Source organism: Pseudogemmobacter hezensis (genome assembly GCF_013155295.1).
GTDB lineage: Bacteria > Pseudomonadota > Alphaproteobacteria > Rhodobacterales > Rhodobacteraceae > Pseudogemmobacter > Pseudogemmobacter hezensis.
In genome coordinates, this window is sequence record NZ_JABJXT010000004.1 from 222,955 (window position 1) to 237,827 (window position 14,873).

The 14,873-nt window shown below is 64.0% G+C and carries 13 protein-coding genes; 7 read left to right on the forward strand and 6 right to left on the reverse strand.

Annotated features, from left to right (window positions below; all coding sequences use genetic code 11):
• Nucleotides 1-115: 115 nt before the first annotated feature.
• The gene (locus HOY34_RS06645) at nt 116-1,018 is read left to right on the forward strand and encodes a GntR family transcriptional regulator (protein WP_172361086.1); all 903 of its coding nucleotides are present in this window, start codon (nt 116-118) and stop codon (nt 1,016-1,018) included.
• On the opposite strand, the gene HOY34_RS06650 is transcribed toward HOY34_RS06645, so the two are convergent.
• From HOY34_RS06650 to HOY34_RS06660, 3 genes are all read right to left on the reverse strand, one after another.
• On the reverse strand, nt 1,015-1,980 hold the full coding sequence (locus HOY34_RS06650) for an aldo/keto reductase (protein ID WP_172361088.1): 966 nt from the start codon (nt 1,978-1,980) through the stop codon (nt 1,015-1,017). The genes HOY34_RS06645 and HOY34_RS06650 overlap by 4 nt on opposite strands.
• Before the next feature lie 10 nt (nt 1,981-1,990).
• Entirely contained in the window at nt 1,991-3,139 is a 1,149-nt protein-coding gene (locus HOY34_RS06655; protein ID WP_172361090.1) for a mannitol dehydrogenase family protein, read from the reverse strand.
• A 630-nt stretch (nt 3,140-3,769) separates the two neighbouring features.
• Nucleotides 3,770-4,768 (reverse strand): helix-turn-helix domain-containing protein, encoded by a 999-nt coding sequence (locus tag HOY34_RS06660; protein ID WP_172361092.1) that lies wholly within the window; start codon nt 4,766-4,768, stop codon nt 3,770-3,772.
• A 168-nt stretch (nt 4,769-4,936) separates the two neighbouring features.
• On the opposite strand from HOY34_RS06660, the gene HOY34_RS06665 reads away from it, so the two are divergent.
• Both HOY34_RS06665 and eutC read left to right on the forward strand, forming a co-directional pair.
• A complete protein-coding gene (locus HOY34_RS06665) occupies nt 4,937-6,340 on the forward strand; it encodes an ethanolamine ammonia-lyase subunit EutB (protein ID WP_172361094.1) in 1,404 nt (467 codons plus the stop codon).
• The gene (eutC, locus tag HOY34_RS06670) at nt 6,337-7,131 is read left to right on the forward strand and encodes an ethanolamine ammonia-lyase subunit EutC (RefSeq protein WP_172361096.1); all 795 of its coding nucleotides are present in this window, start codon (nt 6,337-6,339) and stop codon (nt 7,129-7,131) included. The genes HOY34_RS06665 and eutC overlap by 4 nt, the downstream gene beginning before the upstream one ends.
• Before the next feature lie 60 nt (nt 7,132-7,191).
• On the opposite strand, the gene HOY34_RS06675 is transcribed toward eutC, so the two are convergent.
• From HOY34_RS06675 to HOY34_RS06685, 3 genes are read right to left on the reverse strand one after another with little or no spacing between them, the layout of a single operon-like run.
• Nucleotides 7,192-7,938, reverse strand: coding sequence for an SDR family NAD(P)-dependent oxidoreductase (locus HOY34_RS06675; RefSeq protein ID WP_172361098.1), 747 nt, complete (start codon nt 7,936-7,938; stop codon nt 7,192-7,194).
• Between the two features lie 13 nt (nt 7,939-7,951).
• Entirely contained in the window at nt 7,952-8,677 is a 726-nt protein-coding gene (locus HOY34_RS06680) for an SDR family NAD(P)-dependent oxidoreductase (protein WP_172361100.1), read from the reverse strand.
• A 46-nt stretch (nt 8,678-8,723) separates the two neighbouring features.
• Entirely contained in the window at nt 8,724-9,743 is a 1,020-nt protein-coding gene (locus HOY34_RS06685) for a helix-turn-helix transcriptional regulator (RefSeq protein WP_172361102.1), read from the reverse strand.
• A gap of 226 nt (nt 9,744-9,969) precedes the next feature.
• Here HOY34_RS06685 and HOY34_RS06690 point away from each other — a divergent pair, with 226 nt between their 5' ends.
• The 4 genes from HOY34_RS06690 (at nt 9,970) to HOY34_RS06705 (ending at nt 14,788) form a co-directional block, all read left to right on the forward strand.
• On the forward strand, nt 9,970-11,013 hold the full coding sequence (locus HOY34_RS06690; RefSeq protein ID WP_172361104.1) for a sugar ABC transporter substrate-binding protein: 1,044 nt from the start codon (nt 9,970-9,972) through the stop codon (nt 11,011-11,013).
• A 315-nt stretch (nt 11,014-11,328) separates the two neighbouring features.
• A complete protein-coding gene (locus HOY34_RS06695; protein ID WP_172361106.1) occupies nt 11,329-12,894 on the forward strand; it encodes a sugar ABC transporter ATP-binding protein in 1,566 nt (521 codons plus the stop codon).
• Nucleotides 12,884-13,867 (forward strand): ABC transporter permease, encoded by a 984-nt coding sequence (locus HOY34_RS06700; RefSeq protein WP_253944250.1) that lies wholly within the window; start codon nt 12,884-12,886, stop codon nt 13,865-13,867. Before HOY34_RS06695 ends, HOY34_RS06700 begins: the two co-directional genes overlap by 11 nt.
• Before the next feature lie 42 nt (nt 13,868-13,909).
• Complete coding sequence (locus HOY34_RS06705; protein WP_172361108.1) at nt 13,910-14,788, forward strand: polysaccharide deacetylase family protein; 879 nt, start codon at nt 13,910-13,912, stop codon at nt 14,786-14,788.
• Nucleotides 14,789-14,873: the final 85 nt, after the last annotated feature.

Genomic DNA, 14,873 nt, shown 5'->3' on the forward strand with positions numbered 1-14,873 from the left:
TTTCGGTATCTAATAATTGCGTACAAGGCTTGCGCATCAATTTCGCCCTGTCAATTGTTTTTAATAATTGTATGCAACCTGGCTCCGGGTTAATCTGCCGGAAAAGGAGATCCCCTTGGCACGCACCGACGAGCGCTTCCGCGAGGCCTATAACGCCATGCTGGACTATTGCGAGACCCTGGCCACCGGCGACCAGCTTCCGGCCGAACATGGGCTTGCCGGGCATCTGAATGTCAGCCGGACGGTGGTGCGCTCGGTCCTGGAACGGCTGGGGGGCGCCGGTCTGCTGCACTGGCAGGGGCGCAACAAGACCCTGCTGCGCCGCCCCGAGGCCGGCGACAGGCTGCCTGTGCAATCCGACCCCATCTCAGCCGACGAGCTGGAGCGACACTTCCTCGACTGGGTGCTGCGCTTTGACGTGCCGCCCGGCACCCCTCTGAATGTCACGGAAATGGCGCGAAAATTCGGCGTGGCCCCGCATAGCCTGCAGGAATTCCTTGCCTCGCTCAGCCGGTTCGGGCTGGTGCGCCGCCGCCCCCGTGGCGGATGGGAGCTGGTGGGCTTCACCCGCGACTATGCCATCGAACTGTCTGATTTCCGCATGGTGCTGGAGCTGAACGCCGTCTCGCATCTGGCGGCTCTGCCGACCGATCACCCGATCTGGCCGCAGCTTGCCGCGCTTGAGGCCGAGCATCACGCCCTGGCTGCCGAGATTGACACGCGTTATCACGACTTTTCCCTGCTGGACGAGCGCTTCCATGCGGCGATTGGCAGCGTGGTCCGCAACCGTTTCGTAACCGAGTTTCAAAAGGTCATCACGCTGGTTTTCCACTATCATTATCAGTGGGACAAAAAGGACGAGCGCGAGCGCAACCTGGCCGCAATCGACGAGCATCTGCGCGTCATCACAGCCCTGACCGACCGCAATGAGTCCGCAGCCGTGGCAGCGGCGCGCGATCATCTGCGCACGTCAAAGCAGACATTGCTGTCATCCCTGCGCAACCACGCGCTGGTTTAGGCCAGCGCCGCCCCGGCTGCGGGCGGCAGGGGTGTGGTGGCCGCAGCCATATTGCGGTCCAGCGACGAGACCTGCGAAGTGCCGATCAGCACCGAGGCTGCAAGCGGATGGCGCAGCGCGAAATGCAGCGCGGCCGTGGCCAGGGGGATGCCCGCCGCGTCGGCTCGGGCCTGCAATGCGGCCGTGCGGGCAAGGATTTCGGCGGATGCGGGCGCATAGTCAAAATGCGCACCAGCCACCGGGCCGGTGGCAAGGATGCCCGAATTGAAGATGCCGCCCAGCACCAGGCTGACCCCCCTCGCCCGGCACAGCGGCACCAGCTCTGCCTCGGCAGAACGGTCCAGCAGGGTCAGCCGTCCGGCCAGCAGGATCACATCGATATCGGCCCTGGCCAATACCTCCAGGCAGACCTCGTTTTCATTCACACCAAGGCCAAAGGCCCCGATCCGCCCGGCGGCCTTCAGCTTTTCCAGCCGGGGCAGCCCGGTCCGGATCAGGTCAGAGAAATGGCGCCGATGCGCCGCGCCATGGGTCAACTCTCCGATATCATGGACATAAAGAACGTCGATGTAAGAGGTTCCCAGCCGCTCGCAGCTTTGTTCAAACGCGGCCTCGATCCCGTCGCCGCTATAGTCATAGTGCACGGCATTTGGCAGCGGCTCGATAAAGCCATCGGCCTCGGCCAGCTGCGGCCCGGGCGAGAGCAAGCGCCCGACCTTGGCAGAGATCACATAATCCGCCCGGTCGCGCCCCCGCAGGAAGGTGCCCAGCCGCTGCTCGGACAGCCCGCGCCCATAGTGGGGGGCCGTGTCGAAATAGCGGATGCCGTGCTGCCAGGCGCGTGCCAGAACGGCGGTCGCATTCTCATCGCTGATCCTGCGGTAAAGGTTGCCGAGGCCCGAACAGCCAAAGGACAGCGTCGTGACCGTCACGCCGGTCTTTCCGATGCGGTTGCGGTTCATAGGGTATCCTTCACCCGGGTAAGCGCCCTGAATAATCGGCCTGGGTCAGCGCCTGTTTCAGCCGGGGCTGGCTGAGCCCGGGGCAGACACCTGCCCCCCAATCCAGAAACAGCCCGATCCGGCGCTGCAGTTTATCTGCATGGCTCTGCGCGATGTCTGACAGGCGATGCGCCAGATAGGGATTGGCGAAACGATCCAGCGTGCTGGCCACATAGGCAGGGGCCTCATCATATCCGGCAGCGGCGAAAACCGGCAGCACCTCAGCCGCATAAAGGCTTTCCAGATCAGCGCGGGCGGCAGGATCGGCCATCACCTCACGCACCAGGGGCGCACCACCACCACCCGCCACGATCCATCTGCTGACCATATAGCTATGGCCAAGGTTCAGGATATGCAGCTTCAGCCGCTCGATCCTGTGCAGGTCGGGAACCAGCTGAATGCAGGGGTGGCGGCAGGGCAGCACAAGCCCCGGCTGCGCCTCGATGGCCCATAGCGCATAGGGCTCGGCCACCGCACCGGCGGGTTCAAGGGGTTCGGAAACGATCCGATCCACCAGCGAATTGGCAAAAACGACGCGGCCCGCGATCCAGTCGGCCAGCGCCGGATCAACTGCGCCAGCCAGCTCCAGCACCCGCGCCCGCAAGACATCACCATTGCGGGGCACCAGCTCTGTGGGCATCACGGTCAGCGGCGCGCCCCCGGCTATATAACGCGCGCGCAAAAGATGCGTCAGCTTTGCCGGGAATGACATCTCTTGCCGGAAGTCAGGCGCATGATCTGCGGCTTGCGGCTGCCAGCCGGAATCCCCGGTGTTCGACAGGATGACCTCTGCCTCATCCGCCGCGATGCGGGCCACCTCTGCCCAGTCAGTGCCTGTTGCCAATGTGCGCCGCACCGATGTGACACGGGTTTCGCGGCGGACGGTCTGGCCGCCCTCAATCCCTTCGATCCTTACGCGGTATCCTTCGGGGGCCGCCAGGGCCTGCAGCCGCCCTGCCCGGCTGGCATCGCCACTGGATTGCACCACGCTCACCGGCCCGATGGCCTGCCCGCTTTCAGGGCCAGTTCCCGGCCCCCGGGCCAGGGCTTCAGAGATGAACAGATCGGCATGTGCCTGAAGAAACCGGCTGGTGCCGAATTGCAGGATAGGTGTTCGCATCGGCGCCTCCTCTTGGGAATGGTTTTTTATGATTATATACATCAAGTCAAGAGGCCGCGGAACACGCATGATCGACAGGCATCAGCATTTCCGGCGCCTGCCGCGCGGGGGGATCATCCCTGGTCCAGCGAAAGCACCGCGCCGATTTTCATGATGTCACGCCCCTGTACCTGTTGCCGTATCTTGCAGCGGCGGGGGGCGGACCAGGGCGTCTTGCAGCAGCCGCAGACCGGCTGGATCGACCGTTCGGGGATGCAGCCAGCCCTTATCCGTCATCTCCAGACAGGCGTGCCACCATTGCGAAAACTGAAGATTTCAGTGGATGTAATTTTCGCAGTACCGGCACTCCCCTCGATGGAATTGCGGCGCGGGTGTCTGTTGCTTTGCGCAAACCACCGTCTTGGGTCGGGTGCGCGCAAATGAAGACATCGCCTCATTCTGGCACGGATTTTGGATCGTGCCGGTCAGCCTGGGACGAGAAACAGGCGTTTTCCGAAAGCGTTGCTGCATCCGAAATATAACTTGTGTGATGGCCCCGCCCCGCCCGGCCTTTCTGTTCCTTATGCGCAACGGGTGCCCTTACGTTCAGAGGGCACAGCGGGCGTCGCCCCGCGACCTGAATGGTCGCTGTCAGCAATCTGTCCGCGCTGCCGTCACCGAGGGCAGTTCGCCGAACAGGGCGTGATAGGCCCCGGCGAAGCGCCCGAGATGCCAGAACCCCCATTGCGTTGCCGCTTTCGTGACGGGTGCCCCGGCTTTCAGCATGCGCCGCGCCCGATTGAGGCGCAGCATGCGCAGATAGCATTCGGGCGCCATCGCGGCATGGGTCTGAAACGCATAATGCAGGCTGCGGCGGCTGACCCGAAGCGCATCACAGAGATGGCGGATCGACAGCTTCTCATCGCCGATCTGCGCCAGAGCATATTCGACCGCCTCGTGAAAAATTCTTCGGCTGCGCGCGGCAGGGGCCTGCTCTGGCGGGGTCTGGCTGGTGTTGGTCAGGCCTGACAAAAGATCCATGGCCTGGCGCAGAAATGCGCGGCTTTTCTGCGCCCTTCGCGATGCCTCTGCCCTGCTGGCGAGACCGCCCCCCGATAGCCCATCCGCAAGATGGCGGCGCAAAGCGCGCGCGCGCTCGGGGCGCAGCGGCACCAGCCGACAGTCGCGCAAACCCGGGGCCAGAATGCGCAGATCTTCTTCCCCGAGCCAGGGCGACAGGTGTTCCGCCCTGATCCCAAGGCACAGCATCTTCTGCCCGGGGGCTGTGTGAAACTCGAAGCCCTCGCTGCCCGAGAAGATATGCAGCGCATCGGCATCGGCCAGAGCGCCGCAGAAATCCGTCCGCCCTGTCTGCGCCTCGGGGAGGCCAAAGCCAATGATGGTGCTGTCGACCCTGCCCGCCTGGCGCAGGCCCGTGCTGGTATATTCGCGGAAGAGGTGCAGCCCGTCCTGCCAGACCTCTTGCAAGACCCCGGTGAAGGGCCCTCGGGTCAGTTGGTCATAGCTTTGGTTCCAGCCCGGAAGATCGGCCGAAAGCTGGTCGACATCTTCCCGCCGCGTGCGCCGCAACCCGGCAGGCGGGGCCGCAGTCTGCAAAGCAGAGGGGTCGGGCAAAAGGGGCGCGGTCAAGGGTATTCTCCGGAAGAGACAGCAGAGATTTGCCACTTTTTTCGCCGCTTGCAGCCGGACGCCATCCGTATTTCGCGCAGACCCGGTGCTTTTGCAGAAAACGGATAGCGCGTTGCCTCAGAACGGGCAGACCGGGGCCACCGCTTCTGCTTTCAAGGCACCAAACGCATGCCCGAATACTCTTATACCCTTAACCGGACCCGCTACAGGTTCGCTTCGCTTGCCGATCTGATGGCGCGCGCCAGCCCGCTGCGCTCTGGCGATATGCTGGCCGGGATTGCCGCCATAGATCCGGAAGAGCGGGCGGTTGCGCAGCTTGCTTTGGCGGGGGTGCCGCTGCGGGTCTTTCTGGAAGACCACCTGATCCCCTATGAGACGGATGAGGTGACGCGGCTGATCATCGACAGCCATGATGCGGCGGCCTTTCGTCCGGTCGCGCATCTGACGGTCGGGGGCTTTCGGGAGTGGCTTTTGTCTGACGCAGCGGATGCGGTCAGCCTTGCGGCCCTGGCGCCTGGGCTGACGCCCGAAATGGTGGCGGCGGTCTCAAAGATCTGTCGCAACCAGGACCTGATCCTGATCGCCGCGAAATGCCGGGTGGTCACCCGGTTTCGCAATACCATCGGGCTGGAGGGCACGCTTTCCACCCGGCTTCAGCCCAATCACCCGACCGATGACGCGGCCGGGATCGCGGCCTCGATCCTGGACGGGCTGCTTTACGGCAATGGCGATGCGGTGATCGGCATCAACCCGGCCACCGACAGCCTGCCAACCACCGAGCGGCTTTTGCATCTTCTGGATGAGGTGATCCGCCGTTATGAGATCCCGACCCAGGCCTGCATCCTGACCCATGTCACCAATACGATGCAGCTGATCGGGCGCGGTGCGCCGGTTGATCTGGTGTTTCAGTCGGTCGCCGGAACCGAGGCTGCGAACAAAAGCTTCGGCCTCAATATTGCGCTTTTGCGCGAGGCGCGTGAGGCGGCGCTGTCGCTGGGGCGGGGCACGCTGGGCGACAATGTGATGTATCTTGAGACCGGGCAAGGCTCGGCGCTGTCGGCCGGGGCGCATCATGGCTGCGATCAGCAGACGATCGAGGCGCGGGCCTATGCGGTGGCGCGGGATGTAAAGCCGCTGCTGGTCAATACCGTGGTCGGCTTTATCGGGCCGGAATATCTTTATGACGGCAAGCAGATCATCCGCGCCGGGCTGGAGGACCACTTCTGCGGCAAGCTGCTGGGCCTGCCGATGGGCTGCGATATCTGCTATACCAACCATGCCGAGGCCGATCAGAACGATATGGACGACCTACTGACCCTGCTGGGCGTGGCGGGGATCAATTTCATCATGGGCATTCCCGGCTCGGATGATGTGATGCTGAATTATCAGACGACCTCATTCCATGACGCGCTTTATCTGCGCCGCGTGCTGGGGCGCAGACCGGCACCGGAATTCGACGCCTGGGCGCGTGAGGCGGGGATTTTCGAGCAGCGCGCCGCTGGGCTTTTGCGCCCGGACATACCAGGTGCCTTTCGCCATGTCATCGCAACAGACAGCGGAGCCGCCGCATGAACAAGCCCGTCATTTCAAATCCCTGGGGGGCTTTGCGCGCCCATACTCCGGCCCGCATCGCGCTTGGGCGCAGCGGGATCAGCCTGCCGACCGCACCGCATCTGGCCTTTCAGCTGGATCATGCGCGGGCGCGCCGCGCGGTGCATCACGCGCTGGATATGCCAGCGCTTGAAGGTGCGCTTGCGCCCCTCGGGCAGGAAATCATCGTGCTGGAAAGCGCGGCCGACACCCGCGCGATCTATCTGCAGCGCCCGGATCTGGGGCGCAGGCTGTCGGACAGATCGCGGCTTGAACTGGCGCAGCATGCGCCGCCAGACGGGCAGGACCCTGACCTCGCTATCGTAATCGGGGACGGGCTTTCCGCCCTTGCCATCGAGGAAAATGCCCCCGGGTTTCTTTCGATAATGCTGCCGGTTCTGGCGCAGGCCGGGCTGCGGCTTGCGCCCATCGTGCTGGCGCGTGAGGCGCGGGTGGCCATCGGCGATGAGATCGGCGCGGGCCTGCGCGCGCGTCAGGTGATCGTGCTGATCGGAGAGCGGCCCGGCCTGTCCTCGCCCGACAGTATGGGGATCTATTTCACCCATGCACCGCAGGCAGGGCTGACCGATGCCGCGCGCAACTGCATCTCGAATGTGCGCCGGGCCGGGCTTTCCTGGCAGGGCGCGGCGCATAAGCTGTGGTTCCTGATCCAGGAGGCGCGGCGGCGCAATCTGTCAGGCGTTGATCTGAAGGATGAGGCCGAGATCCTTGCCGGGCCCGGGGGAAATGCGGGCTTTTTGCTGGGCCACTGAGGGCAAAAACCCCCGCCCGGGCTTGCGGGCGGGGGATTTCATACCCGTGAAAGCCAGGCCTCAGGCCAGGATCCCACCATCCACCAGCAGCTCGGCCCCGGTCACATACCGCGCCTCGTCGCTGGCGAGGTAAACCACCGCATCCGCGATGTCGCGGGGCTGGCCCAGCTTGCCCAGCGGAACCGAGGCGATAAAGGCCCCGGCCTGGGCGAGATCGTTTTCATGGAACATCGGCGTGTCGATCACCCCCGGCGAGATGGTGTTCACCCGGATCCCGCGCGGCGCGAATTCCCGCGCGGCCGAACGCGACATCCCCCGCACCGCCCATTTGCTGGCGGTATAGGAAAACGTCCCGCGATAGCCGACCATACCACCAATCGACGACAGGTTGACGATTGCCCCGCCATCCCCCATCAGCGCAGCCGCCGATTTCATCCCCCAGAACACCCCGAACTGGTTGATATCGCTCATGCGGCGAAAGCCTTCGGGCGTCTCGCTTTCGATCAGGGCGGGGGCATAGATCCCGGCATTATTGACCAGGATATCCAGCCGCTCGTGATCGGCCTTTATCCGCTTCATCACCGCGGCCCAGCTTTCGGTCGAGGTAACGTCAAGCAACAGGCCAATCGGCCCGGGGCCTTCGGCGGGGGGAAAGTCCGGCAGCCTCAGGTCGGCGGCATAGACAGAGGCCCCCTCAGCGATAAGACGCAGGCAGGTTTCACGCCCGATCCCGCCTGCGGCCCCGGTCACCAGGGCGATTTTACCCGCCAGCCGGGCAGAAGATGTGTTCGCAGAAGACATGTTCATTGTGCCAGCCCCCTTATTGCGCGGTAAATCCGCCATCGACCGGCAGCACGGCGCCGGTCACAAAGCTTGATGCGTCTGACGCAAGGAAAAGCACCGCCTTCGCCACTTCCTCGGGCAGGCCAATGCGCCCCATCGGCGTCAGCGCCAGGGTGGCCGCGTTCATCTGCGGCGGCTGGACGCGGACCATTTCAGTATCGATCAGGCCGGGGCAGATCACATTGGCGCGGATGCCGTCTTTGGCATAGGTCACGGCGGCATTGCGGGTCATATTGATCACCGCGCCTTTGCTGGCGTGATAGGCGATCTGGCCCATGCCGCCGACCTGGCCCCAGATCGAAGAGATATTGACGATAGAAAGCGGCCCGCGCCCCAGCATCAGCCGCGTGGCAAGCCGCATCCCCAGCAAAACCCCGGTCTGATTGACGCCAAGGATCACATCCCAATCGGCCAGCGTCACATCATGGGGGGCGGCTTTGGTCGGCGCGATCCCGGCGGCGGTCACCAGCACATCAACCGGGGTGCCATCGCGGCGCAGATCGGCTTCCAGCGCGCTCCAGCCCGCCTCATCGGCAACATCAAGCCTGTGATAGCGGATGCCCGGCACGGCGTAATCCGGGGCCTCTGCGGCGATATCGGTGGCGATCACCTGCGCCCCGGCCCTGGCCAGAACCTCGGCACAGGCCCGGCCGATGCCGCGATAAGCGCCTGTAATCAGAGCGGTCTTTCCAATGAGGTCCATCAGCCCCTCCTTTAATGTCTCAGGTTTTTGCGATTCTGTTATGCGGTCAGGCGACAAGGTCCGGCAGTTGCGCCGCCCTGAGCCGCGAAGGCGGTTGCCCGAACCAGCGCGATGAGGCCCGGGTCAGCGCGCTTAACTCGGAATAGCCCAGAAGCGCCGCAATCTCGGCAAGCGCAAGGTGGTTCTGGCGCAGATAGAGGCGTGCCAGATCGCGGCGGGTCTCATCCACCAGATCCGAGAAGACCTCGCCCGCTGCGGTCAGCCTGCGTTGCAGGGTCCAGCGGGTGGTGCGCAGCGCCTCGGCCACGCGCTCGATCCGGGGCACGCCGGTCGGCAGGGCCAGCTGGATCTCGGCCTTGACGCGGTCGCGCAGCCCGATCCGCGAGGGCGCGACACAGCTGTGCAAAGCCGGTTCCGCATCCGCCCCGCAGCCCGAGACCGGGATTTGCAGGGCCGCGGCCTCGATCAGCATTGCGTCGCGGCCCATGCCAAACAGCGGCAGGACGCCGAATGCCGCGCGATGCGGGCGGGTGTCTTGCGGCGCGGCATGCTGGAATTGCAACTCCAGCGGCGCCCAGCTGCTGCCCAGAACACGGCGCAAAAGCCGCAGCAGGGCCAGCATCGCCAGCTCTGCCTCCTGGCGGCGGCAGAGCGCCCGCCCGTCAAGATGCCGCCGTGTCAGCGCGAAAGCGCCGTCCAGACGTTGCAGCGACAGCTCTTCCCAGGGTCTGCGGGCGATGGTGATCCGGCACAGGCGCTCCAGCGCGAGTTGCAGGCTGGGGGCGTCCTGAAAGCCCGGGAACATATCCTCGGGCGGCAGTTTCGCCCCCAGCGACAGCCCGGCTGCCTGAGAGGTTTCCTGCTCCAGCAAAGACCAGGCATCCGGGGAATCGAGCAAAAGCGCGTTTTGGCGCTGCCCCGGAATTTGGTGTGCGGGGATCTGCTGCGCCGGGGTCTGGTGCCCCGGAATCTGGTGTGCCGGGATTTGGCCGCCCGCCCCGGATTGTGCCGCAAGGAAAAACGGGAATGCGGCCTTTGCCGTCGGTAAGACGCGGATATTGGGCATTTTCTCCCTTTCGGCGGATGGGGTGGGCCGCGCATTGGCCCTGCCGGGGCAAACCTGCCCTGCCTCACCCCGCGCCAGAAATACGCAGATCTACCGATGCGGGCGGCCGATGGGGCGCATCCGAGGGGCCCTGATTTTGTGTTCGCCGGTCAAACACTCTGCCGGCTTGCGGCCCATAGTTGCGGTTCGGGCCGCAAGGCATCCGATCCGACAGATGGAGAGACATATGCAAAGAACAAGAAGGGCGCTGGCCCTCGGCACGGCTTTCTGTGCGGGCGTTGCCCTGCCGGCCCTGCTGCCGCTGCCCGCCGCCGCCGAAGAGTGCACCCCGCATCCGATTGACGTTGGCACCGATACGCCGGTGATGGGCGGCTGCGAACCGCTGCGCATCGCCTTTATGATTGCGGCAACCAACAACACCCACCTGCAGGCGCAGATCAAAGGCGCGCAGGATGCCGCCGCCGAGATCGGCGCCGAGCTGGCGGTCTTTGACCCGAACTGGAGCCCGACGACCCAGTTCAACCAGGCCCAGAACATCATCTCTGGCGGGCAGTTCAACGCCATCCTGGCCGAGATGAACGACGGCAACCAGGCCTGTTCCATCCTGACGAAAACCGCGCCTGAGGCCGGGGTTCTGGTCGCGGTGGTCAATCAGCCGGTCTGCGGGCGCGGCTCGAACGAGGGTGATGAGCTTTGGGCGCCGGGCACGCTGAATTTCGTGGGCGGCACCCAGGGGCGCACGGCGTTCCGCGACTGGATCTTCTCGGTCGCCGAGGAAAATCCGGGCCCGCAAAAGGTGGCGGTGCTGACCGGGCCGGATCTGAACTCCAACACGATCAACACCGATCTTGCGGTGAAAGACGTGCAGGAGGCCTATCCCGATTTCAAGGTCATTGCGACGGTGCGAACCGATTATTCGGTTTTGCAGGGCAATGAGAAAACCCTGCCGCTGTTCCAGGCCAATAAGGATCTGAACATCTTCATCTCGAACTATTCCGACATGACGCGCGGTGCGGTTCAGGCGGCGAAACAGGTCGGCATCACCGATTCGCTGAAAATCTATGACAGCGGCGGCAATAAATGGGCCTTTGAGGCCGTGCGCCGTGGCGAGATCGCGCGCACCCGCACCATCGAGCCCTATGCCGAGACCTATACCGCGATCAAACAGATCGGCGAGGCCTGGAAGGGCCAGCAGGTCGCACGGTTCACGCTGACCGATACGCTGGTCGTGACGCCGGAAAATGTCGCCGACCATGAGGCGGAATACTGATCCTGCCCTGCAGAGGGATGTGATCGCAAAGACGGACCGCGCTCTTTAAAGGGGCGCGGTTTTTCGTTTCATATCAATGTTTTGAAATAGTCTGAAAATCTGTGTTCTGCGGTCAATCCGCTTTCGCGCCGGGGCTGTTAGACCTTCGGAAAAGAACAATGCTTCTCGCAGGGAGGAGTGATCGGGCCCCAGGGTCCCTCTGAAGAACCGGCATGGCGACAGCCCTGCGCGGCTCTGGCCTGGCGTGTCCGGGCAGGGATCTCATGGCCGGTCTTTCCCGTCCTGCGAACGGCACCAGTCTGAAAGGATCAGCCTATGACGCAGGCCGAGGCCCGCATATCGCCGCCGCGCGCAGGGGCGGCGGAGGCTCTGCCCGCATTCGCGGCGCGTGGCATTACGAAACGCTATGGCGGCACGCTGGCGCTGGATCATATTGATCTGACGCTGGCCGCCGGGCAGATCCATGCGCTGGTCGGCGAGAACGGGGCGGGAAAATCCACCTTCCTTGGTGCGCTGGCCGGGCGTGTGGTGCCCAGCGAGGGCGAGATTACCGTCTTTGGGCAGCCCCATGTCTTCGGCAACCCGCGTGAGGCGCGGCGGCTGGGGATCGGCACGATCTATCAGGAGCTGACGATCATCCCGCGCCTTTCTGCGGTGGCCAATGTTTTCCTGGGCCAGCCGCTTTCACGCGCCGCGATCCTTAGCGAAGCCGCCATGCGCCGCGAATTCCATGATCTCTGCCTGCGCTTTGACGTCAGCATCCGCCCCGATGCCATTGCAGGCACCCTTTCGACCGCCGATCAGCAGATGCTTGAAATCATGCGCGGCGTGCGTTCCGGGGCCGAGCTTTTGCTTTTTGACGAGCCGACAACCTCGTTGGCCCCGCCCGAGCGCGAGGGGCTGTTTCGCGTGATGCGGCAGCTGCGCGAGCAGGGCAAGACCATGGTTCTCGTCAGCCACAATCTCGAAGAAGTGCTGGCGTTGGCCGATACGATCACCGTCTTCCGCGATGGCAAGCTGGCCCGCAGCGCGCCCCGCGCCGACTGGACCAAGGCCACGATGGTCCATGCCATGGTCGGCCATGAGGTCGAGGAATATCGCCGCGTCGCCCGTGCCGCCCGTCCGGCCGGTGCCGCGCCGCTGCTGACGGTCAAAGGCGTCACGCTTCCGGGCGCCTGCGAGGATATCTCGTTCAGCCTGCAACCCGGAGAGATCCTTGGAATTGGCGGGCTGGTCGGATCGGGGCGCTCATCGCTGCTGCGCGCGCTGGCCGGGGTCGAGCCGAAGTCGCGCGGCGAGATGATCATTGAGGGCCATGGCACTCCCTGGCCCGCGCGTCCGCGTCAGTCGATGCGGGCCGGCCTTGCGCTGGTCCCCGAGGATCGCAAGGCCCAGGGCCTGGTGCTGAGTATGCGGGCCATGGACAATATCGTGATGTCGAATATGGGTCGGGTGATGCGGGCGGGCATTCTGTCTGACAGCACCATTGCCAGCGCCAGCAGGCAGATCGCCCGCGAATTCGGCTATGCCGAACACCGGATCGGCACCATCGTGCGCCATCTGTCGGGCGGCAATCAGCAAAAGGTGCTGCTGGGAAAGGCCCGTTTCAGCGATCCGAAAATCCTGATGGTGGATGAGCCTACCCGCGGCATCGATATCGGCGCCAAGGATGAGATCATGTCCACCCTGCGTGCGCTGGCGGATCAGGGGATGGGGATCATCGTCGTCTCCTCCGACCTCGAAGAGGTCATCCAGATCAGCGACCGGATTCTCGTGATGTCCCATGGCCGCCTCGTCGATGAGATCGACCAGTCCAAAGGGCCGGCCACGGTTTCGGACATCCTCAATTCAGCCTTCGGAGTCGACAAAAATGCAAACTGAAGCACAGGCACATGCCGGAACCGGCGGCGGATTTTCCAGATATTTCAGCCGCGATATGCTTTTGCAATATGGGGTGGTCTGGGCCTTTGCCCTGCTGCTGATCCTGGGGTTCATCGCCTATCCGCGCCTTTTCGCGCTGCAAAACCTGCAAAACATCCTCAGCCAGGCCGCCCCCCTGGGCATCGTTGCGGTGGCGATGACCTTCGTCATCATCTCGGGCGGGTTTGACCTCTCGGTCGCGGCGATCTTCGCGCTTGGGGCGGTGGTCTTTGCCGGTCACGCCGATGGCCTTGGCCTTTGGGGGGCAGCCGGGGCCGTGCTGCTGATCAGCGTGATCTGCGGCGTCATCAACGGCTTCATCATCACCAAAATGAAGGTGAATCCCTTTGTCGCCACGCTTGGCACCGGCTCGATCTTTGGTGGCGGGGCGTTCCTTTACTCTAACTCTGCCCCCCAGGTGCCGGACAATTTCGACTTCGGCATCCTTGGCACCGAGCGTTTCCTGGGCTGGCCGATCTCGATCTGGATCCTGCTGGCGGTCTTTGTGATCGGAGCCTTTGTGCTGGCCCGCACCGTTTATGGCCGCTCGCTTTACGCGCTTGGCGGCAATGAAGAGGCCGCGCGGCTTTCGGGGATTTCCGTCGATCTGATCCGGGGCTCTGCCTATGTGCTGACGGCGGTCTGCGCGGGCCTCGGCGGCATGATCCTGTCGTCGCGCCTTGGCGTGGGCCAGGCCGATATGGGCGGCTCGCTGGCGCTGGATGCCATCGCGGTCGTTGTGATCGGCGGCACCTCGCTGCTGGGGGGCGAGGGCGCGGTCTGGCGCACGGCAATCGGCCTTCTGATCATCGCCACGCTGACCAATGTCTTCGACAGCCTGGCGATCAATACCAATGTCCAGCAGGTGGTGAAGGGTGTGATCGTCATCTTCGCCGTGGCGCTTGATCTTTATGCGCGCCGCGTCCGCCGCTGAACCCATCTTCCTGAAATACACTGACAAGAAAGCAGGTTAACCATGACCACGCCCGTGACGAAAGATGTCTCTGTCGCCCTGACCTTTGACTTTGATGCCATGTCGCTGTGGATCGGCACATTCGGCATGAACTCGCCCTCGGCACTGTCGCGCGGTGAATTCTGCGCGGTCGGCGCACGCCGCATCCTTTCGGTGTTGGAAAACGCCCGGGTGCCCGCGACCTTCTACATCCCCGGCCATACCGCCTATGCCTTCCCGAAAACCTGCCGCGCCGTGGTCGAGGCCGGGCATGAGGTGGGCCATCATGGCTGGGTGCATGAGAACCCCGTCTCGGTCACCCCCGAGCGCGAGCGCGAGATCATGGCGCTTGGCCTGCAGGCGCTGAATGATGTGATGGGCATCCGCCCGACCGGCTATCGCTCGCCCGCCTGGGACAATGGCCCCAAGACGCTGGAGCTGCTGCTGGCCAATGGGTTCGAATATGAAAGCTCGATGATGGGCAATGATTTCGAGCCCTATTGGTGCCGCATCGGCGATGGCTGGAGCGCGGATGGCAAATGGGTCTGGGGCAAGCCCGTCGATATGGTCGAGATCCCGGTGGCATGGCATCTGGATGACTTCCCGCTGTTCGAATATGTGCCGCTGAAGAACACCGTGAACCAGGCTGTCGCCACCCCGCGTGAGGTGCTGCAGATGTGGAAGGACGAGTTCGATTACCTCTATGACCGCATCGGCACCGGGCTTTTCGCGCCGACCATGCACCCGCAGGTGATCGGGCGCGGCCACCGGATGCTGCTGCTGGAAGAGTTCATCGATTACGCGCAATCGAAGCCCGGCGTGAAATTCACCACCATGACCGATTACGCCCGCCGCTGGCGTGCGGGCAAAACCCCGTCGCTGCCCGCTGACGCCGAAGCGTAAGACCGCACGCATTATGACCGGGCCGCAGATGTTGCGGTCCGGTATGTCATTCCGCCCGGCCCTGTTCCTTTGGCCCGGGATCCTG